This is a genomic window from Sporosarcina koreensis (genome assembly GCF_042655825.1).
GTDB classification, from domain to species: Bacteria; Bacillota; Bacilli; order Bacillales_A; family Planococcaceae; genus Sporosarcina; species Sporosarcina koreensis.
In genome coordinates, this window is sequence record NZ_JBHSNP010000002.1 from 239,832 (window position 1) to 262,240 (window position 22,409).

Annotated in this window: 20 protein-coding genes; 11 read left to right on the forward strand and 9 right to left on the reverse strand. The window is 47.3% G+C overall.

Annotated elements, in window-relative coordinates:
- Entirely contained in the window at positions 1–672 is a 672-nt protein-coding gene (locus tag ACFPTP_RS01195) for a GNAT family N-acetyltransferase (protein ID WP_381441549.1), read from the forward strand.
- A 47-nt stretch (positions 673–719) separates the two neighbouring features.
- Here ACFPTP_RS01195 and ACFPTP_RS01200 read toward each other — a convergent pair whose 3' ends face one another.
- The gene (locus ACFPTP_RS01200; RefSeq protein ID WP_381441550.1) at positions 720–1,808 is read right to left on the reverse strand and encodes a CotH kinase family protein; all 1,089 of its coding nucleotides are present in this window, start codon (positions 1,806–1,808) and stop codon (positions 720–722) included.
- A gap of 1,195 nt (positions 1,809–3,003) precedes the next feature.
- Positions 3,004–3,768 carry a peptidoglycan editing factor PgeF gene (gene pgeF, locus ACFPTP_RS01205; RefSeq protein ID WP_381441551.1) on the reverse strand — a complete coding sequence of 255 codons (765 nt, stop codon included), beginning with the start codon at positions 3,766–3,768 and terminating at the stop codon, positions 3,004–3,006.
- Positions 3,769–3,940: 172 nt separating this feature from the next.
- Between pgeF and ACFPTP_RS01210 the strand changes: the two genes are divergently transcribed.
- Both ACFPTP_RS01210 and ACFPTP_RS01215 read left to right on the forward strand, forming a co-directional pair.
- Positions 3,941–4,090, forward strand: coding sequence for a YfhE family protein (locus ACFPTP_RS01210; RefSeq protein WP_381441552.1), 150 nt, complete (start codon positions 3,941–3,943; stop codon positions 4,088–4,090).
- Between the two features lie 377 nt (positions 4,091–4,467).
- On the forward strand, positions 4,468–5,400 hold the full coding sequence (locus ACFPTP_RS01215; protein ID WP_381441553.1) for an alpha/beta hydrolase: 933 nt from the start codon (positions 4,468–4,470) through the stop codon (positions 5,398–5,400).
- 285 nt (positions 5,401–5,685) lie between these two features.
- Here the strand turns inward: ACFPTP_RS01215 and ACFPTP_RS01220 are convergent, their stop codons facing one another.
- Positions 5,686–5,874, reverse strand: a complete 189-nt coding sequence (locus tag ACFPTP_RS01220) for a gamma-type small acid-soluble spore protein (protein ID WP_381441554.1) — start codon at positions 5,872–5,874, stop codon at positions 5,686–5,688.
- A gap of 113 nt (positions 5,875–5,987) precedes the next feature.
- Here ACFPTP_RS01220 and ACFPTP_RS01225 point away from each other — a divergent pair, with 113 nt between their 5' ends.
- The 4 genes from ACFPTP_RS01225 to ACFPTP_RS01240 all read left to right on the forward strand — a co-directional run bounded on the left by ACFPTP_RS01225 (position 5,988) and on the right by ACFPTP_RS01240 (position 10,726).
- Positions 5,988–6,539, forward strand: coding sequence for a histidine phosphatase family protein (locus tag ACFPTP_RS01225; RefSeq protein ID WP_381441555.1), 552 nt, complete (start codon positions 5,988–5,990; stop codon positions 6,537–6,539).
- A gap of 307 nt (positions 6,540–6,846) precedes the next feature.
- Entirely contained in the window at positions 6,847–8,505 is a 1,659-nt protein-coding gene (gene abc-f, locus ACFPTP_RS01230; protein WP_381441557.1) for a ribosomal protection-like ABC-F family protein, read from the forward strand.
- 325 nt (positions 8,506–8,830) lie between these two features.
- Positions 8,831–10,027: a DUF3238 domain-containing protein gene (locus ACFPTP_RS01235; RefSeq protein ID WP_381441558.1), complete on the forward strand. Its 1,197-nt coding sequence runs from the start codon at positions 8,831–8,833 to the stop codon at positions 10,025–10,027.
- Positions 10,028–10,120: 93 nt separating this feature from the next.
- Entirely contained in the window at positions 10,121–10,726 is a 606-nt protein-coding gene (locus ACFPTP_RS01240; RefSeq protein ID WP_381441560.1) for an alpha/beta hydrolase, read from the forward strand.
- Positions 10,727–10,779: 53 nt separating this feature from the next.
- On the opposite strand, the gene ACFPTP_RS01245 is transcribed toward ACFPTP_RS01240, so the two are convergent.
- The 6 genes from ACFPTP_RS01245 to ACFPTP_RS01270 all read right to left on the reverse strand — a co-directional run bounded on the left by ACFPTP_RS01245 (position 10,780) and on the right by ACFPTP_RS01270 (position 17,071).
- Positions 10,780–11,322, reverse strand: a complete 543-nt coding sequence (locus tag ACFPTP_RS01245) for a hypothetical protein (RefSeq protein WP_381441561.1) — start codon at positions 11,320–11,322, stop codon at positions 10,780–10,782.
- 185 nt (positions 11,323–11,507) lie between these two features.
- Positions 11,508–12,929 (reverse strand): sensor histidine kinase, encoded by a 1,422-nt coding sequence (locus ACFPTP_RS01250; RefSeq protein WP_381441563.1) that lies wholly within the window; start codon positions 12,927–12,929, stop codon positions 11,508–11,510.
- Positions 12,926–13,627: a winged helix-turn-helix domain-containing protein gene (locus ACFPTP_RS01255; protein ID WP_381441564.1), complete on the reverse strand. Its 702-nt coding sequence runs from the start codon at positions 13,625–13,627 to the stop codon at positions 12,926–12,928. The genes ACFPTP_RS01250 and ACFPTP_RS01255 overlap by 4 nt, the downstream gene beginning before the upstream one ends.
- Positions 13,628–13,719: 92 nt before the next feature.
- Entirely contained in the window at positions 13,720–15,369 is a 1,650-nt protein-coding gene (locus ACFPTP_RS01260) for a peptide ABC transporter substrate-binding protein (RefSeq protein ID WP_381441566.1), read from the reverse strand.
- A gap of 24 nt (positions 15,370–15,393) precedes the next feature.
- A complete protein-coding gene (locus ACFPTP_RS01265) occupies positions 15,394–16,359 on the reverse strand; it encodes a dipeptidase (RefSeq protein WP_381441567.1) in 966 nt (321 codons plus the stop codon).
- The gene (locus ACFPTP_RS01270; RefSeq protein ID WP_381441568.1) at positions 16,346–17,071 is read right to left on the reverse strand and encodes a gamma-glutamyl-gamma-aminobutyrate hydrolase family protein; all 726 of its coding nucleotides are present in this window, start codon (positions 17,069–17,071) and stop codon (positions 16,346–16,348) included. The genes ACFPTP_RS01265 and ACFPTP_RS01270 overlap by 14 nt, the downstream gene beginning before the upstream one ends.
- A 266-nt stretch (positions 17,072–17,337) precedes the next feature.
- On the opposite strand from ACFPTP_RS01270, the gene ACFPTP_RS01275 reads away from it, so the two are divergent.
- Genes ACFPTP_RS01275 through ACFPTP_RS01290 form a run of 4 tightly spaced genes read left to right on the forward strand, consistent with a single transcriptional unit; the run spans position 17,338 to position 22,337 of the window.
- On the forward strand, positions 17,338–18,348 hold the full coding sequence (locus ACFPTP_RS01275) for an asparaginase (protein ID WP_381441570.1): 1,011 nt from the start codon (positions 17,338–17,340) through the stop codon (positions 18,346–18,348).
- 43 nt (positions 18,349–18,391) lie between these two features.
- The gene (locus ACFPTP_RS01280) at positions 18,392–19,327 is read left to right on the forward strand and encodes an ABC transporter permease (RefSeq protein ID WP_381441571.1); all 936 of its coding nucleotides are present in this window, start codon (positions 18,392–18,394) and stop codon (positions 19,325–19,327) included.
- Positions 19,328–19,383: 56 nt separating this feature from the next.
- Positions 19,384–20,298 carry an ABC transporter permease gene (locus ACFPTP_RS01285; RefSeq protein ID WP_381441919.1) on the forward strand — a complete coding sequence of 305 codons (915 nt, stop codon included), beginning with the start codon at positions 19,384–19,386 and terminating at the stop codon, positions 20,296–20,298.
- A gap of 32 nt (positions 20,299–20,330) precedes the next feature.
- The gene (locus ACFPTP_RS01290) at positions 20,331–22,337 is read left to right on the forward strand and encodes an ABC transporter ATP-binding protein (RefSeq protein WP_381441573.1); all 2,007 of its coding nucleotides are present in this window, start codon (positions 20,331–20,333) and stop codon (positions 22,335–22,337) included.
- Positions 22,338–22,409: the final 72 nt, after the last annotated feature.

Genomic DNA, 22,409 nt, shown 5'->3' on the forward strand with positions numbered 1-22,409 from the left:
ATGGAATTTATTCGCGTGAACAATATTGAAGATCCGCTTTTTGCGAAAATGCACACATTATTGGGGGAGATTTTTCCGCCGGAAGAGGTTTTGGAGTTCGAGCTATGGAAAGAGCCGCTTGAAGACCCGAGCATCCGTGTCTTTGTTGCGGTGTATGAAGGGGAAGTCGTCGGTGCGACGGAGTACCGCTATTATCCGGACTGGAATATTGCGATGACGGATTTCACGATCATCGGGCAGTCGGGTCTCGGCATCGGCCGTTTCCTCGCGAAACAGCGCGAAGAGGATTTACAGAGGCTTGCGCAGGAAAATGGCAAGACATTGTTCGGCATGTTCGCAGAAATCTATGATCCATATGAGCGAGAAGATTTCGCTTTCGGCGGCGTAATGGCGATGAACCCCTATGTCCGCAGGGAAGTGCTGTCCCATCTTGGCTACAAGCGCCTCGACTTCCCGTACGTCCATCCATCTTGGAAAAACGACGGGGAAGCGGTGGCAGGCCTCGATTTCTGCTTCATGCCGACAGATGAAATCGTAGCTGAAATCCCATCCGGCTTGGTCGTCGATTTCTTGACGGATTACTATTCGGTCTTGCCGAATAAACCGGAGCGATGGCTCGACATGGTGGAAGAGTTGAAGCATAAAGAGACCGTAGCATTGCGTCCGTTATAATTGTAAAATCCACGCTCTCCTTACCAGGGGATGCGTGGATTTTACATCTACAACGTCTCTATCTCTTTCTTAATAAATAATGATCGTGCCTCGATGAAATTAAAGATGTAGTCGGGTTCTCTGTCAAAAAGATCGATGCTGTCCTTTTTATACGGATCCAATAATACATAAGGGCGAAGCAATGCATGCATTGCTTGTATTCTCGGTTTCAAATAGTCCACCGTGAATTGATTGCTTACTATGTCTTCTAACAAACTTTTATAGTGGCTTCGGAATTTTTCACTATCAAGAATCCTTGCCGTCAGTGTGTTGAAGCCTGTAATCCGTAAATAATCACTTTCCATTTCCTCGCCGTTCACGTCACGCCCCCATGTCGCGTCGTAATCCCAAGGGATGATTTCATACAATCCGGTATCCTTGTTCCGATAAAGTGCATAATTGTGGACAAATCCATCAAAATTCTGTGTACAAACGACACCGGCGAGCCAACGTAAATACTTATCCACATGTATATAGTTCACAATTTCCTTTTCAAAGTCTTCCCTTGGAATCGTATTAATGTCGATGATCATTTTTTGTAAATGATCTGCATCTCCCGGCATTCCGCTTTTTTGTTCATATCCAAACGTCAGCGACTTCTTCACGTCTTTATCCAGGTCGCTCATTAAAGAAAAATTGGCATCCCCGTCGACTGCATAGAAAATTGAACCAGCCGGTAACTTTCGATTGGCAAGGAATCGATCATCGACTGATTCCAATTCTAAATACACCCCTTCGTTTTTCCCATTCACTTTCAAAAAGACAAACCGTGCTTGAGGTGCGAGGCAACCGATTTCATTAAAAAAATCGAAAGATAATTTATTTCTAATTAACGATGGATCCTTATATTCTGCATTCAAATGAAATGTGTTGGCATTTCGATAGGTTTTAGGCTGGTATAGGGAAACTTGATATGACTTTTTAGGGAAGTCACGGATATGGGATCCACGGTAGGCGATGTCTACTTCGTATTTCTTTCCTTGAATCGTTAGCTTTGCAGAAACTGGATCGTCAATCCAGATGTCTTTTCGGAGTTCATACATATCCAAAGGGTGAATAAAAAGTCGATATTCAGGCAGCTTCTCGATAGTCCCCATGAAAATCCCACTCCTTCATTCATTATTCTATTTCTATGAATAAAAATGAAGGATGTTTCCATGACAAAATTTGTTGTGAGTTGTGCACTTAACACTGTCCCTGTTTGTTTTACGACGTACTGTAATACGAGGGGAATAGCGATGTAAAGCGAAAAGCTTTGACGTCTTCCTTCACTAACTATTTGGAGGGGAGGTTTGGACATGTCACTCTTTTTTGAAGATGAAATTCGGAAAGCGAGGGAAAAGGTCGGTAGTTTAGGCCTTGATGAATTTATGTTTCAGGATCCTCGAAGCAACAGAAGGACATCGCGGAATAAACGTAGAACGAGCCGATGCACAAGCCGGAAACGGATTACTTCTAGGAACCGCCGACGCACAAGCAGGGTACGGGTAACATCCCGCAACCGTCGACGAACAAACAATGTACGGGTAACATCCCGCATTCGCCGCCGCACAGACGTTTGGGGACGTTTCTGGAACCATAAACGCAGACACACTAGCAGAAAACGAGTAACTTCGCGCAACCGCAGACGCACAAGCCGAGTTCGAGTAACTTCTCGCAATCGCAAACGCACGGGCAGAGTACGGGTAACGTCTCGCAATCGCCGACGCACGAGCAGAGTGCGGGTAACATCCCGCAATCGCCGAAGTAACAATTTTTGGGGAGCATTTTGGAACCACAATCATAGAAATAGAGTTCGGGGAACTATGCAGAATCGTAAACGCACAAGCAATGTACGGAACACATCGGAAAATCGCAGGCGCTCTGGAGTAGTACGGAACACCGTGGAAAATCGTAGGCGAACAAACAACAGGGTACGGAACACCGTGGGAAATCGCAAACGCACAAGCAGAGTGCGAAATACCATGGAAAATCGCAAGCGCACAAGCCGAGTTCGAAATACTTCCCGTAGGCGCCAAAGTAATCGTCGGGTTTTGTCATGTGGGTGTGGCGGAAACAGCAGGATAACTTCCCGCAATCGCCGCAACACGGGCAGAATGCGAGTCACCTCGCGTAACCGAAATAACAATGTATTCGACACCCCTATTAATTTTCGACCTAACTGTCGAAATCGGGCCACGTGCCGTACTCGGTTTTTCTAGATAGCAAGAACTAAGAGTCTAGGCAAATCAAAGTTCAATGAGTGCAAAAGAAATACCCGTCCGCTGCATCACTGGCAGGACGGGTACTATTTTATTTGCCTTTATTCATAATAAAACTCAAATGCCGCCCAGCTTTCTTATCCTGCCGGTACGAAAAGCCGTCCGGGCTCATATAGGTGCATGATCGATCGATAGCGATCCGGTTTTCCGGAACACCCGCCAGCTCAAGTTGCTTCTTCACGGTTTTCTGGTTGTCGATATGGTATTTATTTGTTCCCTCATTGAAATACATGAATTCATCCGCATAGCCGAGCGCCTTGAACTTCACATACACATCCTCGTCCACTTCGAACTTCTCCTGACTTAACGCCATCCCAATTTGCACGTTGAAGTCTTCCGGTTTACACCGTTCGACTTTCTTCAAATGCTCAAATACCTTCAACGTGATCTCCTTGACGGTTCCTTGCCATCCCGAATGGATCACGCCAGTAAGGCCATTCGTTTCATTCCAAAAAATTACCGGAACGCAATCCGCAGTGAAGCTGCAAAGAATTAAATTCGATTCAAGCGTATAGAGCGCATCGGTGTCCGGGATGGCGGTGGCTCCCACTTGAGCGCCACGCCCTTTATCCGCAAGTGTCACTCTATGTACATTCGCACTATGGGTTTGACTCGCGCAGACAAAATCTTCAGGGGTGCATTGCAAGGAAACGGCCAATCTTTTTCGGTTTTCCAGTACAGTTTCCGGATTCACACAAGCATGGAAAGCCATATTATTATGCTCCGGCAAGCTCCCATCCTTCAATGTCGTTCCTGCAACAAATGTGTCATTGTCAATATATATTTTTGTATTCATATCATCACCTGTTCTTACTATACTCGAAATTCTTTCGGACAACCATGATAGCTGTCTTGTTTTAAGTGCATAAAAAAATTTTAAATGGATGGCGACTATACGGCGCAATAATGTTGACCGGTTAAATTTCCGAGGTCGGGAGAAACTGATTATAGAAAGGAGCGTTTTTTCTATGAATCAGAAAAGGGAACCCCATGAAAGGCTGACTGAAAGAAACAACAGCCTGAGTTCGACCCAGGAAGTGCTGTATGCAAAAGAATTCAAAAGTGCCGACAAAGCTGCCAAAGATGCGGAGAATAAAAACCGTAAAAAAGAGCAATAATGAAAAAGCCTCGACTGATTGCATCCCCCCTGCAATCAGTCGAGGCTTTTTTTGTCATGGTCGGCGGAAGTCTATGAATCAATGGTCGTTTAGCCGAATAAGTATGTAGGTATAACGTGAATAGTAGTCAATCGGTGATAAATTCGGTGAAGTCGGTGATAACGGACCGCGAGTCGGTGATAAACTGCCCCAAGTCGGTGATAAACCCGCCTAAGTCGGTGATAACGCAAATTAGCAAACTTTCATAATGGAAAATTTAAGAACTATCATTTTATATATATAAAATCAATTTATTTTCCGATATAATAAGAGCAGGCATATTGATTGCCGAGACTATAAAGGGAATGAGAACAATAAAAATAAATTGGAAGAAATTATTGGTTATTTTGTCAACCGTCTTCCTAGTCATACAGATTGCGGGCAGCTTCTTTTTCTATGAGCTCGCAGTCAAACGCGGACCGAAAGAATACTTGCAAGGAAATGCCGATTTAGAAGTGTCGGACCAGACACTTGAGCTTTATTTGAACGGGGATTGGAAAAAGTGGGTCGCTGCGCAGAAGTTCGAAAACCTCCATTTGACTTCTCGGGATGGGCTGAAGCTATCGGGCTACTATTTACCCGCTGCCAAACCGACGAACAAACTCGTCATTTTGACGCACGGCTATTTAGGCAATGCCAAACAGATGGGGCTTTTCGGACAGTATTACCATAATGATTTAGGCTACAACATCTTCATGCCCGATGCGCGGGGCCATGGTAAAAGTGAAGGCGACTATTACGGATTTGGCTGGCCGGATCGGCTGGATTTGATTGATTGGACGAATCTGCTAGTGCAAAAGCTGGGTCCTAAAACGGAAGTGGCCTACCATGGTTTATCGATGGGGGCGGCAACGGTGTTAATGGCGAGCGGCGAGGAAGGACTTCCCCGTCAAGTGAAGGCCATTATCGCGGATAGCCCGTACCAATCCGTCTACCAACTGTTCACCTACCAAATGAACCGGATGTTCCACTTGCCAGCATTCCCTTTATTGGACAGCACAAGCGCTTTGACGAAAGTCCGCGCCGGTTATTCGTTCAGGGAAGCGAGCGCGTTGAAGCAAGTGAGAAAAACGAGCGTTCCGATCTTTTATATCCATGGAATGAGCGATACATTCGTGCCGACTGAAATGGCTAGTGAATTGGAGCGCAACACGTCGAGCGACAGTGAAATATTCCTCGTCCCGAAAGCAAACCACGGTGAAGCCTTTGCGCTTGCCGGTGAGACATATAAAGTGAAAGTCGGTCATTTCCTTGATCGTTATATGAAATGAAAAGTCGGTTCCCGTCATTACTCACGGGAACCGGTTTTTTCATCTAGACTCCGGGTGGCAAAAACGTGCCTTAATTTCTGCAAAAACCGCAGAAATACGGCAAATCGAACTTTTGCAGTTCGATTCGCTCGGGTCATAAGTCAGCTCAGCTGCACGGCAAAAATCGCCGTTTCGCAGATCGGCCTTATGCCTGTCGCAGTGAAAGCCGTTACGAAGAACGGCTTTTGCGAGTAAAAGCGTAGCGTTAGGAGCACTGGTTCCGCCACCCTCCGCTTTTGTTAGCTTTCACTCGTTCCGTTCAATTTCTTTTCGGACTTGCGCAGGGTCTGTATCGCTATATTGCGCAGTCCCTTTGCCGCCATTGCGAGCAATAAGTTCCTTCACTTCGTTATAACTAAGCCCCGAATTGGCGTTTTGCCGTTTCACCTCTTCGATATCAGTTCCGGCTTCAGTGAGTTTTTTCGAAATCTTCATTTCAACCACCTCCATTGCATTAGGTTTCCTTGCGATAGACATATTATGCTTTTCATATTAATGTTTTCTTTAAAGCGAGCAAGGGAAAAACAGGAATAATGGAGGTGGTTGAAGTGGAGAAGGTACTATATATCGTACGTCATTGCACAGCAGAGGGACAATCGCCGCACGCGGATTTGACTGCAGACGGCATAGTACAGGCCGAGAAGCTGGCGGATTTTTTCAAGGAAATCGATGTGGATCGGGTCATTTCAAGTCCTTTCATCCGTGCACGAAGGACTGCAGAACCGATTGCCGACGGGAAAAAGCTTCACATCGAAGAAGACAGCCGATTGGCGGAACGGACATTGAGCACGTATGCATTTGAGGATTGGTTATTGAAACTGGAAGATTCCTTTCTTGATTTCCATTTAAAATATGAAGGTGGGGAGTCTTCGCACGAAGCGATGGAACGTGTTTGTAAAGTGGCGGATGAGCTGCCTGACGGTTCGAAGACTGTGCTTGTAACGCATGGGAATCTGATGACATTGCTGTTGAGATGTTATGATGAGCGGATCGGGTTCCAGGAATGGCAGGCGTTGACGAATCCGGATGTCTATCGTGTTCAAGTGACAGATGGCGGAGCGCGAGTGGAACGGATTTGGAAGGAAGAAGCTTTGCAATGAAGGTGGAGCTGTCGGAATTTTGAGTTGAAAGACTTTGGATGGCGTAGTATAATGAAAGACATCTAACAAGGAAGGGAATGACGTGTGGACGATGGATAACTAATCTTGGAATTCCGGAAAAAGAACATGGTTTATTCTTACGGAAAACAGGATGGGTCTGTCCACTTTTATGTCATTTCCTCAAACGGTTTTATGTCCCTATTTGCAGGGGCTTTTTGAGGTATCTTAAAATTGGATAATGCGTACCGATCCTTCCGTTATCATTCGGAGGGTTTTTTTGTGCCCTCCATCTAGGGGAGGACTCTAAATGTTACTAGGGAATATTCATCAACTTGACTACTCGATAGGGGACAAAGTCATTTTGGAAAAGGTTTCGGCAGAACTGCCGGAAGGGGCGTGCATTGCGATTGTCGGTCCAAACGGAGCAGGGAAATCGACATTATTATCATTGCTTGCGGGTGAAATGAAACCGACGTCGGGTTCCATTGATTGGATCGGAAAAAAGCCTGTCATCACGTATTTCAAACAGGAGCAGGCGGATGAAGGCAGCATCGACTGGGAGCAATCGGAAACATCGCTATACCGTTCGAAATGGAACGTACCGGAGCATGCGGACTATGCATTTGCCAGTGGCGGGGAGCGGATGAAGATGCGTCTTTCAGCAGCGCTTTCCGCAAAAAGCGACATTGTTTTATTGGATGAACCGACGAATCATTTGGACGGGAAAAGTTTAGATGAATTGGTGAGAATCATAAATGAAGGAAACGCAACTTACCTGATCGTATCGCATGACCGGCATTTCATTGACAGGACCGTGGATTTTGTTTTTGAAATTGAACATGGAAAGTTGACAGTGTATGAGGGTAACTATTCGGCTTACCGCGAGAAGAAAGAGATGGACCGTGCGATTCAAGAGCAACATTACATTCAGCAGCAACGGAAAATTGCGAAGGTGGAAGAGCAGATGGCCCAGCTTGAGAATTGGTCCGACAAAGCGCATCGGGAATCGACGAAAAAGGGCGGTGCGAAAGAATATTGGCGAATGAAAGCGAAGAAGAAGGACGTCCAAATCCGTTCTAAGCGGACGCGTTTGGAGGCGGCGCTTGAGAAGGAACGAATCGAAAAGCCCAAAGAGGAGATTGCCGTCGAATTCGATGTAAAAGGGCGGCAGAAAAAAGGACATCGCGTGATGGAATTGAAGGATGTGCGAAAGACTTTTGTTAGAAATGAACTGTTTAAAGATGTGTCTTTTACCGTGCAGGCGGGCGAACGGATTGCGCTGGTCGGTGCGAATGGAAGCGGGAAGTCGACGCTGTTTCGCATGATGTTAGGGCAGGAGGATTTTGACGGGGACCTTTGGCTGACGAAAGGCATGTCGATCGGCTATATGAGCCAAGCGGTTCTCGACTTGCCGGAAAATGTGACGTTGGCCGACCAATTCCACGCGGATACATTTCAGGAGCAAGGGATGATCCGCACGCAATTGACGAATCTCGGTTTTGGCGAGAAGCATTGGCATTTGCCGTTGGATCAATTGAGCCAAGGTGAAAAGGTGAAAGTGAAGCTGATGCAATTCATCCAGGAAGGGACGGACGTGCTGTTATTGGATGAACCGACGAACCATCTGGATTTGCCGTCGAGGGAGCAGCTTGAAAGGACACTGTCGACATTTCCGGGAACGCTGCTCTTCGCCTCGCATGACCGGTATTTCGTTGATCGGATGGCGGACGGCTTGCTCGTTTTCGAAAACGGAGGCATTCGGAAACTGCCAATGACATTGCGGGAATGGGAGGAGCGGCGAACCGCTCCGCCAAAGAAGCCGTCCAATGAAGAACGATTACGCATGGAAACGGAATTGCAGGCTGTTTTAGGTAAATTAAGTATGCTGAAGCCCGGGGATGGGGAGTATTCGAAACTTGACCAGGAATTTCAGAAGCTAAGCAGGAGATTGAGGGAGTTGAAATGATAGCGACCCGCCTCGGCACGTGCCGGGGCGGTTTTTTAGTATGCGTGTGTGTTATGCGCAACTTCATAAACGGTTTGCGCATATTTAACTCGTAAATGCGCAACTTTGCTCGAGTTTTGATCAACATTTACCGAGTTTTGCGCATATTTTCACGAGTTATGATCACTTCGCGACTAAAGGCCTAGGTTATGTATCTTGTAAATCGTCTCAAACGCCATACAGATATTGTTTCACGACACCTTAACAGGGGCATTGACAACTAAAAAGCCCCTTAATGTTTAGGCAAACAACCATTGCAGCAAAATGAAAGAAGGAGGTGGTATCTATGCTATTTGAAATCAAATCAGTGAAGCATGAGCATGACCTGATTTCATTCACCTGGAATGATGTCGGCGGATTTTACAACGTGTATAAGGATGGCAAGCATTTATATGAAGGGTCCGTTGCTGAATTCCAGGAGAGTGATTTCAAGCATGGCAAGCTTTATCACTATAGGATTGAGCGAGTTGAAAACAATCAAGTCGTCGATGTTATCGCAATGCAGACATCGGCTTTCGCTGAACAGAAAAATGTCGAAAACCCGTTGCAATTGCTTGTCATGACGACGATTGTCGCAAAAACACAAATTGCGCTTTCGTGGGAGAAAATAAAGGATGTCGAAGCATATGAAATTTACCGGAATGGTGAATTCATCGCAACTACCGACACGAACAGGTTCATCGACCGGGACATCGACGTGGAGCAATCGTACGTCTATATGATCCGTTCAAGACGTCCGCTGAATAAATCCGAAGAGCGGTTAAAGTCGGTGAAATCGGCGCTATCCAATCTGTTCGGCTTTTTGAATCCTGCAACGTCCACAACTGAATCGGCAATTGAAACGTTTACGACAATCAAATCGATCGGAAAGCCGAGCGAAATGCTGAAGCCGACAAATGAACGAGTGCAGGAAGCTGCAAACGTCGATCATTGGAAATTTCGCTACACGACGTTCCTTGCGGATGAGTGGGTTCGAAATCCGAATCTGTTCTCGCCGAATCATTTCTTCGAAGGCGACCGAAGGGGGTTTGATCCAAACGGGGAAAGCTTTCGAACGCGTGTGGACATTGAGCTTGCCTATGATGAGAAGGGAGATCCGATGACCTTCACAAAAGTGGTGGGAACGAGCGTCGCGTATGATCACCTAAAACGTTTCAGGGAAACGGCAAGGGCGTCCGCCGACGGCATTACGATGAAAAGGACTGACCATCAAAAAGGGGAAAGCGGTTTTCTGCTGGAACATTCCGTCGGCAATCCGTTGACAACAGCGCCGAAAATCGATTACGAAGTGAATGCCGTTTTCAGAAGGAATGGCACATTCGATATGTCGGGCTATTTCGATCCTGCGCCCCATCATGAAATCTATATGATGAAAGGAAGAGGAGAGGCGTGGCAGCCGATTCTGCAAGTCGAAAGCAGGGGACTCGCCTTCATGTCTGAGACAATCGCCTACCATTATTGGCGTTGTTCGAACTTTGAGTGAAACATCCCTTTTGACAACTGGTTTCGCTTCTGTTATTATTATCTCGAATTCAAGATAATGTTCGTTTGAAATTAACAGTAAGGGGGAGCCACTTTGAAACATATTTTTAAACAAGGAACTGACAACTCGAAACCGACGCTTCTTTTATTGCATGGAACCGGCGGGACGGAACAGGATTTATTGCCGCTCGCGGAATTGATTGACCCGGAAGCTTCTGTGCTGAGTGTGCGGGGGAATGTACTCGAAAACGGGATGCCCCGATTTTTCCGCAGGCTCGCGGAAGGTGTATTCGATGAGGAGGACCTGATTTTCCGTACGGAAGAATTGCATAAGTTCCTCAATGAGGCCGCGGAAGAGCATGGATTTGACAGATCGAATATTGTCGCCGTCGGCTATTCGAACGGCGCAAATATAGCAGCGAGCTTGTTGTTCCATTATGCGGATTCTCTAAAAGGCGCCATTCTGCACCACCCGATGGTGCCGAGACGGGGAATCGACCTTCCCGATTTGGCGGAAGTTCCGGTGTTCATTGCCGCAGGGAAGAATGATCCGATTTGCCCGGCACAAGAGACTGTAGATTTGCAGGAACTGCTGGCGGGAGCAGGTGCTTCGACGGAAGTCCATTGGGAAATGAACGGACATTCACTGACGCGGACGGAAGTGGATGCGGCTGCGGAGTGGTATCGTAAGAACTTTTGAATTGTATAAAATGAAAGAAAGCCGCTCCTATATACGGATCGTCTTTTTTGCGATTATCCAGTTTTTTGCGGTCGTGGCCATATGAAGTAGGAGACAGAGATGAGGAAGTCGATTCCAAGGATGAGCGCCCATACTTTCAACATGCCGGATAAGGCTTCGGTTTTAGATGGGTCATCGATCAGATAAATCATCAGGTAAAGGAAGGCGCCTCCGATGATGAATGCGAGCACATGTTGCAAGGAGCCTTTCATGGAGTGTTTAGCATAGGCGAGTCCATGTTTCCGGACAGGTTTAGGTTCTTGTTTTTTGATGTAATACAGAAATCGTTCGTCCGCCCAGCGGATCATGCTTTTTCCAAATGCGATTGAAACACCGAGATAGATGGCGGCGATTGCATGGACTTGTGTGGCGGTGGCGCCATTATAGAGATCGTTCGCTGTGACGATGAGCAAAAGCAAGTCGATGACAGGAGTTAGGGCCAGAAAAAATAAACCAAGTCGTTTTTTATTGAATATATATCTTGTGATGAGCCCGGCAGCGATGACGACCCAAAATCCGATTTCACACGCAACAATGATCCAAGCGATAAAATTCATAGAGACACCTCTTTTAATGCACTGTTTAATTGTATGGTACCATAGAATGGAAGATTCACGAGTTTTGACTAATGAAAAAGGGTTTGTCGATCGGCCATAACCAATTGACAAACCTTTTATTGTTCCATTGACGCAAAGGGCCCATTCTTTCTGACAAGTGCTCAATTATCACAACAAAGGCTCCTTTACTCCTCTCCGAGAACTTCACCCGGCAATTCAATCCGGAATTTCGTCCCTTCGCCTTTCACGCTTTCTACATCAATCGTCCCGCCGTGCAAGGCTACCAACTGTTTCACAATCGACAGCCCGAGTCCGAATTCGCCGTATGGATTTGTCGTTCGTGAATCGATCGCCTTGTAAAACCGGCTCCAAATTTTCTCGATTTCTCCAGGGTCCATCCCGATGCCGGTATCCTCGATTTCAATGACTGTACGATCATCGTGCGTATAGCCCCGTAACCAAATCATCCCGTTCTCCGTGAATTGGATGCTGTTTTTCGCGATGTTAATCAATACTTGAGTGAGTCGGTCATAATCGGCGAACACAGACACATCCTCTCCGACTTCCACAACTATTTGATTGCCGCGTTCCATCGCGGCATCTTCCAATTGGTCCTCAATGATTTCAAGCAGCTCTCCAAGTTGGATCTCCTGCTTCACAAGTGTCACTTGGTTCGAACGGATTTTTTCATAGTCAAGATTTTCATTCACAAGTCGGATCAGCCGCATCGTTTCGCTGCTTGCGAGTTGCAGGCCGCGCGCCTTTTCAGATTCCGAGATCATGTCATTGCGAAGGCCTTCGATAATTCCGCGGATTGTCGTAAGTGGGGTGCGGAGTTCGTGCGACACGTCCGCCATGAATTGCCGGCGGCGGTTTTCAAGGCTTTCGATCTCCTCCGCCGACGTTTCGAGCTTCTCGACCATTCTATTGAAATCCCCTGCAAGCTCTCCGATTTCATCGACGTCAGCCGTCGGAATGCGCACGGAATAATCGCCTTGCGCCACATTCGCAGTAGCCGACCGCAGCCGGTTGATGCGCCGACCATGGAAAGTCGATAGCAATCCGCTCAATAGCAATGCGATCACCAGCGCAATGAATGTCGTATAGATCAAATAGCTGTTCATTTGCGAGATGACTTCCCGGGAGCCTTTGATCGGGGAGGTTAATAAAACGCCGCCGACAAACTGATTCCGATGGAAATAGGGGAGGAGGACGAAAGTGACCGCCTGTTCGAACCGCCTGAATTCCTGTTTCACGGTAATCGTTTTCCCGTTTTGCAATTCCCGCCATTCTTCCTCGTTCAGTTCAATTAAAGGCGCTTTCAGTCCAGTCGAATAAATGATGACCGACTTTTCGTCGAACAAGCTATATTGGATATCCCTGCTTTCCAGCACGTACCCGTACGATTTCAAGATGGACCGGGAGTTTCTCTGATCCCGCTCGATATCCGTTAAGATCGATTGTCCGTATGTGGCGAGCTCCTCGGTTTTATTGTCATAGACGAATTGCTCGACGAAATGGGAGAACAGCAGGCTCAGAATTAGAAATGCGATAATGATGACGCTGAAATGGCTAGCGAGCTGCTGGTGGAAGTATTTGATTTTCATACCGCATCACCGGCAGTTTCGTCGAACCTGTAGCCGACGCCCCATACTGTATGGAAAAACGGCTGTTCGGCCTTCGACACTTTCGAACGGAGCCTTTTAATATGCACATCGACTGTCCGATCATCGCCGTAGAAGTCATAGCCCCATACCCGGTCCAGCAGCTGTTCGCGCGAAAAGACCTGCTTTGGATGCTGAATGAAAAAATGGAGCAGGTCGAATTCTTTCGGCGTCAAATTCGGCACGGGCTTGCCGTCCAGTAACACTTCACGCGTCGATGAATTGATAAGGAAGTGTTTCGTTTTCAGTATGTCGCCGTCAACACGATCCTCTTTCGCAACACCATATCGGCGCGTAACAGCTTTAATGCGCGCCATGAGCGTAAGCGGACTGAACGGCTTCGTCACATAATCATCCGCGCCCATTTCAAGTCCGAGCACTTGATCGGATTCACTATCTTTCGCCGTCAGCATAATGATCGGCACCGCAACTTCCGCTTGTCGCAGCTTCCGGCAAATCGTCACGCCGTCCATCCCCGGCAGCATCCAGTCGATGACGAGGCAATCCCAATTCTCCGAAATGGCCCGCTCATAACCTTGAAGCCCATCTTTCACAAACTCACCGCGGATCCCTTCCTTTTCAAAAAACAGTTCAATCATGGCAGAGACACTTTCATTGTCTTCGATGACAAGGATCTTCATTTGCTGCCCCCCTATGTAAAGGTTTTTCAATACATTAATTATAACGGAATGAAAAAGAAAAACCCGCTTAGCAACGTAAGCGGGCAAGTCGATCAGTCGACTACTTTAATCATTTTCAATTCGATAGGAGCGCCATACGGGTGGATGACGACGTTTTTGACGTTCGGCTTTTGCAAGAATGCTTTTCCTTCGAAGTATAACGGACCTAATGTGCCGTCATCGACGAGCATTAATTTTTCTGCGTCGATCAACATTTGAAGGCGTTTGTTTTCATCCGCTTCGACAAGTGCGTCATCGATCAGCTGCTTATACTTTTCGTTGTAGTAGTTTCCGCGAAGTCCGCGAAGCGGTTCCCCGATCCATAGACTTAAAATATCCATTGCATCGTTATAGTCCGCGCCCCAACGAGAAATCCCCATTTGGAATTCGTTCGCTCGCATCGCATCCAAGCGGCCGCTGTACGGTTTTGTATCGATTTGTACATCGATGCCGAGATTCTTTTTGAATTCACTTTGGAGGAAGATCGCTGTGTCTTTCGCAATCGTGTCATCCGCAGTCAGAATTTTAAGCGGTGGAAGTTCGCCTACTTCGGCAAGCCCTTTTTCCAAGTACTCTTTCGCTTTGGCAACGTCCATTTTCACATGGTCTCCGCTTAGCTCGCGGAATGTTTTATCGCCATCGCCATAAACGCCTGCTGCGACTAATCCGTACGCTGGGACGGAACCGTTGTTCAGAACCGTTTTTGTCAATGTCTCCGCGTCATATGCAAGCTGGAACGCTTTACGGATATTGACATTGTCAAATGGCTTTTCAAGGAAGTTGAACTGCAAGTACCAGGAAATGAATTCAGTTTCCGTGCCGAATTCTTCGCTGTCCTTGTAGGAGTTGACGTCAGAAGATGCCAAATAGACACGGTCCAATTCGCCTGCTTCATAGAGATTCAATGCAGTGCTTTGTTCTTTGATGACTTTCAACGACACTTTGTCGACGTCTACATTTTCAAAATCCCAATACTCTTTGTTCTTCACTAACGTGACACCTTGGGCTTGATTGTATTCAGTCATGACGTACGGTCCGTTATACAAAATCGCATCCGCCGTCAATGCAAATTTATCTTCTCCGACTTCGTTGATGAATTTCTCGTTCAGAGGGAAATATGTTACGAAAGCCGTTAAACCAAGGAAAAACGGTGTCGGTGTTTTAAGCGTGACGACAAGTGTTTTCTCGTCAGGTGTTTCAATTGCGACTGCTGAAGCATCCGCCTCGCCATCCACAAATTCCTGTCCGCCAACAATATAATTGGCTAGGATATCGGAATATGCGCCGGCCGTATCCGGATGCATAGCCCGCAGCCAAGAGTATTTAAAGTCTTCGGAAGTGACAGGGTCTCCGTTGCTCCATTTGATGCCATCGCGCAAGTGGAACGTGTACGTCAATTTGTCGTCGGACACATCGACGTCTTTCGCCATGGCGGGCTGCGGTTCGTTGTTTTCATCCAAACGGTAAAGCCCCTCCATCACGTTGTTCAACACGGTGAATGAAATACCGTCCGTCGTCAGCACTTGGTTCAAATCGGGAATATCATTGGCAAGGCTCAAGTTGACGACTTTTTCCTTTTTGTCATTCGTCTCGCCGGCCTTTTCGCCGTCATTATCCTTCTTCGAGTCGGTGAAGCCGCAGCCGCTCAAAAAGACGGCCATGACCAAAGAGAGTACGAGTAAAAAATTGAATTTTGTTTTCATTGGAATCCCCCTATTCTACTTTTCTTAAGAAAGCACTTCTTCCTCCGGGAGTTGCGTAGCCTTCTTGCCTGGACGATGGTCAAGGAAGTTTTGATAGGCAAATCCTTTCACTACATCCTCGCTATACCTTTTCAACAGCTCGTTGATGAGGGCGGGTTGCATTGAAGCATCTTCGAGACCGATGATCTTTTCCGAAATGCCGTCAAAATCCGATCCCAATCCAATTTGACCGACACCTCCTAGAGAACAAAAATGATCAATATGAGCAATAAGGTCTGATATGGTTGCTTCGCCTTTTTCGATGACGAAAGGCGGGTTATACACGACATGGATCAGGCCATTCGATTTGAATAAATGAGTGGCTTGCTCATCCGACAAGTTCCGCCGATGGTTGCAAATTGTCTTCGAGTTGGAATGGCTTGCGATCGGAAAATGGGCCAAATCCATGACATCCCAAAAAGCCTTTTCGCTAAGATGGGAAACATCCGAAAGAATCTTGTTTTCATTACAGAATCCGATAATTTCCTTCCCGAATTCAGTTAGACCAGCACCGCGCTCCTCCCCGACGCCATCCGCCGCCAGGTTTGCGTTATTCCATGTCAGCCCGACCGACAGGACGCCGAGTTCACGGAGAATCGACAGCTTTTGCATGTCATTCCCGATGCAATCGACTCCTTCGAGCGTCAGAAATGCGCCGATCTGGCCATCTTGGAGCCCGTCAAAATCGTCCCATGTCTTCAATGCTTTCATATGCGGGTTTTTTCCGATCACTTCGGTGTAGAAATAATGGATCTGATCGAGAGCCGCTTGGAATTTCTGGTCCGACTTCATGGATGGTGAGATGAAAATGGCGAATGCCTGGATGTGGGCGCCGCCTTGCTTCAGCTTTTCGTATGTGACATCGAGATCATTGGAATCTTTGAATGAGAGATTCCCTTTTACTTTATGCATTTGAGCCAATACATCGCAATGCAGGTCAATGATATTCAACGGCAGCCATCCTCTCTGTACAAGCTTTCATGTAAGCCTCGAATAAACGCATGGAAACCTGATCTTCATTTTGCATCAGAGCCTCTGGATGCCATTGGACTCCGACGACGAAATGGTGATCTGTACTTTCAACCGCCTCCACTATTCCATCACTAGCTTTGCCCGAGACGATGAGCGGGGCGGGGATATCCTTCAACGCTTGATGGTGGAATGAATTCACCAATATCTTCTCGGAATTTGCGATGGACGCAAGGCGAGTGCCTTTTTCAACATGGACTGCATGGGATGGATGATCCCTTTTCGCTTTTTGATCATGCTGCAAAAGCGGACTGGCGCTTTGCGAGATGATGTCCTGGTAAAGCGTTCCGCCAAAAGCGACATTCAGCACTTGGTGACCTCTGCATATGCCGAGGATCGGCTTATCCGCCGCCAGCATATGTCTGACGAGCTCCAATTCGGCTGAGTCCCTTTCGGGGGTGACGTTTCCGAGCTGCGGCAAAGGCTCTTCATTGAAGAGGATAGGGTTCAAATCGCCTCCGCCTGAAATGACCAAACCGTCAAGGAGCGCAGCAATTTGCTGTGCGTCGTTTTCCACACCTGTAGGTACGATGAAAGGTATCCCGCCCCCGGAAATGACCGCTTGGATATACGTGTTTTGAAGCATATGTGCAGTTGAGTCTAAGTTGGAAGTAATGCCGATAACCGGTTTCAAATCTCAAACCCCCTTTTTGACAGTGAATGAAAGTCTCCTCGCAAACACACCTCCATGACCCATCAGAATAATCTGACGAATAGGTTGTTATAACCTTATCAAACCTGAAAGAACCTTTCAAGGTGTTTTTCAACTATTTTATTTATTTTGTATAGATAAAATAGGCTGTTTGACGGAAAATATTAATAAATATGATTATATGGTTGAAATAAGGTGTTTCAAGCTTTATACTTATTTGAAAATAAAGAGAATGGGAGTGTTGCAGAATGTCCGAGGTGCTTGTGACGGTCGAGAGAGGCCAATTAGTTGAAAGTTTACATAGAGGTGACATTGCAATTGTCAGCGCAAACGGGGACGTGGTCTCCTCAGTCGGTGATATTGAAAAGGTTGTATTTGCACGCTCTTCCATGAAACCTTTGCAAACGATTCCGATTATCGAGACAGGCGCAGCCGATCATTATCATTTTGATGATGGTGATTTGGCGTTGGCATGTGCTTCACATAACGGTGAAAAGCAGCATACGGAAAGAGCCGCGTCAATTTTAAGCCGATTGGATTTGGAAGTGGCCAATTTACAATGCGGTACACATCCCCCAAGACGGCAGGAGGCGTATGAAGAACTGATCAAAAGTGGCGGCGACGTAACGCCGATCCATAATAACTGTTCCGGAAAGCATAGCGGAATGTTAGCAACGGCGAAACATATGAATGAAACTGTAGACGATTATTATAAAATCGAACATCCCGTGCAACAGAGAATCCTGTCCGTTATTAGCGAATTGACGGATGTACCAGTGGATGATATCCAAATCGGCATCGATGGGTGCGGCGTCCCGGTCCATGGGGTCCCCTTGCGGAACTTGGCGCTCGGGTTTGCAAGAATGGCTGATCCAAGCGGGTTGAAGGAATCAAGGCAACAATCGATCCGCCGGGTGACAGACGCAATGATGAACGCGCCCGAAATGGTTGGCGGGACCTCCCGTTTCTGCACGGATTTCATGAAGCATATGAATGGGAAGATGTTCGGCAAAGTCGGCGCGGAAGGGGTTTACTGTGTAGGGGTGCCGAAAGCGGGCATCGGCATCGCCGTTAAGATCGAGGATGGCAACGCTCGAGCGACAAACGCTGTCATTATGGAAATCCTCAGCCAGATGGATTTGATCAATGAACAGGAAGCGGAGGCGCTTGAATCTTATCACCGCCCGACACTGTTGAATGCAAGGAAAGAGAAGGTAGGCATGCTGAAACCCGTGTTCTCCATTTACCAAAAAGCATAAGACGAACCTATGAATAGGATATTCATGTGAAGGGGTGAAAGGGATGAAGAAATTCATTGTCGTCAGGGTCGTCAATATCATCTTGACGTTAGTTGTCATTGCGACTGCCACATTTTTCTTGATGAAATTATTGCCGGGATCGCCTTTTGACGAAGAGAAGCTGGCGGGTCTGTCAGAAGAGGCGAGGATTGAGTTCTACGCCAAATATGGATTGGATAAGCCACTGATCATGCAATACGGAATCTATATGGAAAACTTGGTGAAAGGCGACTTAGGGACGTCTTTTTACTTCAAAGGGCAAAAAGTTGAATCGCTAATCAAAGACAGGATTGGGCCATCTGCGTTGCTTGGCTTGCAGGCGGTCATTTTAGGAATGTCCATCGGCCTCATTTTAGGGATGATTGCGGCATTTAGGCATAATACCGCTTGGGATTACTTCACGATGTTCATTGCCGTGATCGGTGTTTCCATACCGAACTTTGTCTTTGCGGCGTTGCTGCAATACTATATCGGATTGAAGTGGGGCATTCTTCCCGTCGCTTTCTGGGAGAGCTACAGCAGTTCGGTATTGCCGACAATCGCCCTAGCGATGATGGTTATCGCACTCATCGCTAGGTTTACTCGGAATGAAATGCTTGAAGTGCTGCAACAAGATTATATTTTGACTGCAAAATCAAAAGGGCTGTCAAAGTGGAGCGTCATCTTCAACCATACGCTCAGAAATTCACTTATACCGATCATTACGATATTAGGGCCGATCACTGTCAGCTTGCTCACTGGCTCTCTCGTCATCGAAAATATTTTCGGCATACCTGGCATCGGAAGCCTGTTCGTTGACTCGATCAAAGTGAATGATTACACGACCATCATGGGATTGACACTGTTTTACAGCGCGTTTTATATCCTTACCATTTTAGTCGTCGATTTATTATATGGAATCATTGATCCGCGAATACGTTTGACAGAGTCGAAGGGGTGAGGATGATGGCAAACAACGTTAAAGAATACGAGGGCGGACTGGACGAATTGGCCGGTATGGAGTTTGATGACAAGGACTTTGAAGTCGTCGGCAATCAATCAGAATCACAGGAAGTCATCACCCGGCCGCAAATGAGCATGTTCAAGGAAAGCTGGATCCGCCTCAAGAAAAATAAAGGCGCGATGATCAGCTTAGTCGTCCTTTCCATCCTGATCGTCATGGCGATCATCGGACCGCATTTGAATGAGTATTCCTATGAACAAACCGACTACGACAAAGTGTTCCAAAAACCGAGCGGCGAGCATTGGCTCGGGACGGACCGGTTTGGCCGCGACCAATGGACGCGGATTTGGGAAGGGACGCGGATTTCGCTATACATCGCATTTTTGGCTGCCACGCTCGACTTGATCATCGGGGTTATGTATGGAGCGGTTTCTGCTCTGTTAGGCGGCCGGGTGGATAATGTGATGCAACGGATCATTGAAGTGTTGGTCGGCATTCCAAATCTCATTCTGATCATCCTGCTCATCATGTTAATGAAACCGGGGATTGTGACGATCACTATTGCGATGGTCATTACAGGATGGGTGAATATGGCGAGGCTTGTCCGTTCACAAGTGTTCAAGCTGAAGGGTCAGGAATTCATTCTCGCATCGAGGGCATTGGGCGCTTCGAACGGCAGGCTCATCAAGGAGCATTTCATTCCGAATACGCTTGGTCTCATCATCGTCAATATGATGTTCACGATTCCTGCCGCAATTTTCACGGAAGCGTTTCTAAGCTTCATCGGCCTTGGTCTGCAAGAGCCGCTCGCATCTTTGGGCGTATTGATAAACGACGGATTCCAGGCGATGAGAAATCATTTCTATCTCTTGCTGTTCCCGGCTTTGGTCATTGTCGGACTGATGGTCTGCTTTAACCTGTTGGCGGACGGCCTGCGGGATGCGCTCGATCCGAAAATGAAAAAATGATGTGTTGGATGTATTGAACAGGGGGGATTTCAATGAAGCCATTGCTGGAAGTGAGAGACTTACGAGTATCTTTCCACACCCAGGCGGGCGTTGTTAAAGCCGTCAGGGGAGTTGATTTTACAATAAATGAAGGAGAGACATTGGCCATCGTTGGTGAATCGGGATCAGGCAAGTCGGTCACATCCAAAGCGATCATGAAACTGCTGCCCGATAAAATCGCTACATATGATGGCGGACAGGTCCTGTTCGATGGTCAAGATCTGCTGGAAGCCCCGGAACGGCGAATGGAAGTCGTCCGCGGCTCGGAGATCGCCATGGTGTTCCAAGACCCGATGACTGCGCTGAATCCTACGATGACAATAGGAAAACAGGTCGCGGAAAGTGTCATGAAGCACCAAGGTTTATCAAAAAAAGAGGCAAAGAAACGCGCCATCGAAATATTGGAACTGGTCGGCATCCCGGAGCCTGCCACTCGCGTGAATCAATACCCCCATCAGTTTTCGGGAGGGATGAGGCAGCGTGTCGTCATCGCCATTGCGATTGCGTGCAATCCGAGGCTTCTCATTGCGGATGAACCGACGACGGCATTGGACGTGACGATCCAAGCACAGATCCTGGATTTATTGAAAGACATTCAAAAAAGGTTGGGCACGGCGATCATCCTCATTACCCATGACTTGGGCGTCGTAGCGAATATGGCGGATAAAGTCGCGGTCATGTATGCAGGTAAAATTGTTGAAGAGGGAACGGTCAATGAAGTCTTCTATGAATCACAGCACCCTTATACATGGGGGTTGTTGAAATCGATCCCTGATTTGGATGCGGAAGAGGAGCTATACTCCATCCCCGGTTCGCCTCCGGATCTATTGCACCCGCCGGTCGGGGACGCATTTGCCGTGCGGAACGAATTTGCGTTGGCGATCGATTACAAAACCCAGCCGCCGATGTTCAAAGTGTCCGACAGCCATTCCGCAGCAACTTGGCTGCTGCATCCGAAGGCTCCCGATCTTTCGACAGTCATTCAAGTGAAAGAAAGGGAAAGGGTGGCGGTAGCGAAAAAGAGGAGGAGTAGAATTGCGGATCCATCCCCGATCATCCAGGTAAAAGATTTGCAGAAGCATTTTCAACTATCGGGGAATAAGCATCTGCGCGCTGTCGACGGTGTTTCTTTCGATATTCATAAAGGCGAGACGCTCGGCCTGGTAGGGGAGTCGGGATGTGGGAAGTCGACGACCGGCAGAACGATCATCCGTCTGTATGAACCGACTGGCGGAGAAGTGTATTTCGACGGGGATCCCATTCACGGTCAACTGAAAAAGGGGCAGGAAAATCGGATGAAGCAAAAGATCCAGATGATTTTCCAGGATCCGTATGCCTCACTGGATCCCCGCAAAAAAGTGCTCGATTCTGTTGCGGAAGGCATCGATATCCATGGCCTCGCTGCCAGTCCGAAAGATCGGAAGGATATTGTACAAAACTTGCTCGAGATCGTCGGGCTGAACAAGGAATTCATGAACCGGTATCCGCACGAATTTTCAGGGGGACAGCGGCAAAGGGTTGGCATTGCGCGTGCCTTGGCAGTGAACCCTGACGTGATCATTGCGGATGAACCGATCTCTGCGCTCGATGTGTCGATCCAGGCGCAAGTCGTGAATTTGCTGAAGGATTTGCAGTATGAGAAGGATTTGACGTATTTATTTATCGCGCATGATATTTCGATGGTGAAATATATAAGCGATCGCATTGGTGTCATGTATTTAGGGAATCTCGTCGAGCTCGCCCCTACGAAGGCAATCAGCGAAAAACCGCTTCATCCTTACACGCAAGCGTTAATGTCGGCTGTGCCGGTGCCAGATCCTGTCGAGGAACGGGGAAGGGAACGAATCGTTTTGACAGGGGATCTTCCGAATCCGATGAACCCGCCGGCCGGATGCCGTTTCCGGACGCGCTGTCCATATGCGATGGAGAAATGTAAAGAGACTCCGATATGGAAAGAGGCGGAAAAGGACCACTGGGTTGCCTGTCATCTAATCGATTGATGGAAGCTCATCCGCCTGGTCTATATATCCAGTAAATGGTATGATAGTTACTAAATTTGTGGGGTGGATAAC

What these genes read in the sequence shown, in the direction of transcription:
- ACFPTP_RS01195 (WP_381441549.1), top strand. Translation starts at nt 1, where the DNA reads ATGGAATTTATTCGCGTGAACAATATTGAAGATCCGCTTTTTGCGAAA.
- ACFPTP_RS01200 (WP_381441550.1), bottom strand. Translation starts at nt 1,808, where the DNA reads ATGGGGACTATCGAGAAGCTGCCTGAATATCGACTTTTTATTCACCCT.
- pgeF (WP_381441551.1), bottom strand. Translation starts at nt 3,768, where the DNA reads ATGAATACAAAAATATATATTGACAATGACACATTTGTTGCAGGAACG.
- ACFPTP_RS01210 (WP_381441552.1), top strand. Translation starts at nt 3,941, where the DNA reads ATGAATCAGAAAAGGGAACCCCATGAAAGGCTGACTGAAAGAAACAAC.
- ACFPTP_RS01220 (WP_381441554.1), bottom strand. Translation starts at nt 5,874, where the DNA reads ATGAAGATTTCGAAAAAACTCACTGAAGCCGGAACTGATATCGAAGAG.
- abc-f (WP_381441557.1), top strand. Translation starts at nt 6,847, where the DNA reads ATGTTACTAGGGAATATTCATCAACTTGACTACTCGATAGGGGACAAA.
- ACFPTP_RS01235 (WP_381441558.1), top strand. Translation starts at nt 8,831, where the DNA reads ATGCTATTTGAAATCAAATCAGTGAAGCATGAGCATGACCTGATTTCA.
- ACFPTP_RS01245 (WP_381441561.1), bottom strand. Translation starts at nt 11,322, where the DNA reads ATGAATTTTATCGCTTGGATCATTGTTGCGTGTGAAATCGGATTTTGG.
- ACFPTP_RS01250 (WP_381441563.1), bottom strand. Translation starts at nt 12,929, where the DNA reads ATGAAAATCAAATACTTCCACCAGCAGCTCGCTAGCCATTTCAGCGTC.
- ACFPTP_RS01255 (WP_381441564.1), bottom strand. Translation starts at nt 13,627, where the DNA reads ATGAAGATCCTTGTCATCGAAGACAATGAAAGTGTCTCTGCCATGATT.
- ACFPTP_RS01260 (WP_381441566.1), bottom strand. Translation starts at nt 15,369, where the DNA reads ATGAAAACAAAATTCAATTTTTTACTCGTACTCTCTTTGGTCATGGCC.
- ACFPTP_RS01275 (WP_381441570.1), top strand. Translation starts at nt 17,338, where the DNA reads ATGTCCGAGGTGCTTGTGACGGTCGAGAGAGGCCAATTAGTTGAAAGT.
- ACFPTP_RS01280 (WP_381441571.1), top strand. Translation starts at nt 18,392, where the DNA reads ATGAAGAAATTCATTGTCGTCAGGGTCGTCAATATCATCTTGACGTTA.
- ACFPTP_RS01285 (WP_381441919.1), top strand. Translation starts at nt 19,384, where the DNA reads ATGGAGTTTGATGACAAGGACTTTGAAGTCGTCGGCAATCAATCAGAA.
- ACFPTP_RS01290 (WP_381441573.1), top strand. Translation starts at nt 20,331, where the DNA reads ATGAAGCCATTGCTGGAAGTGAGAGACTTACGAGTATCTTTCCACACC.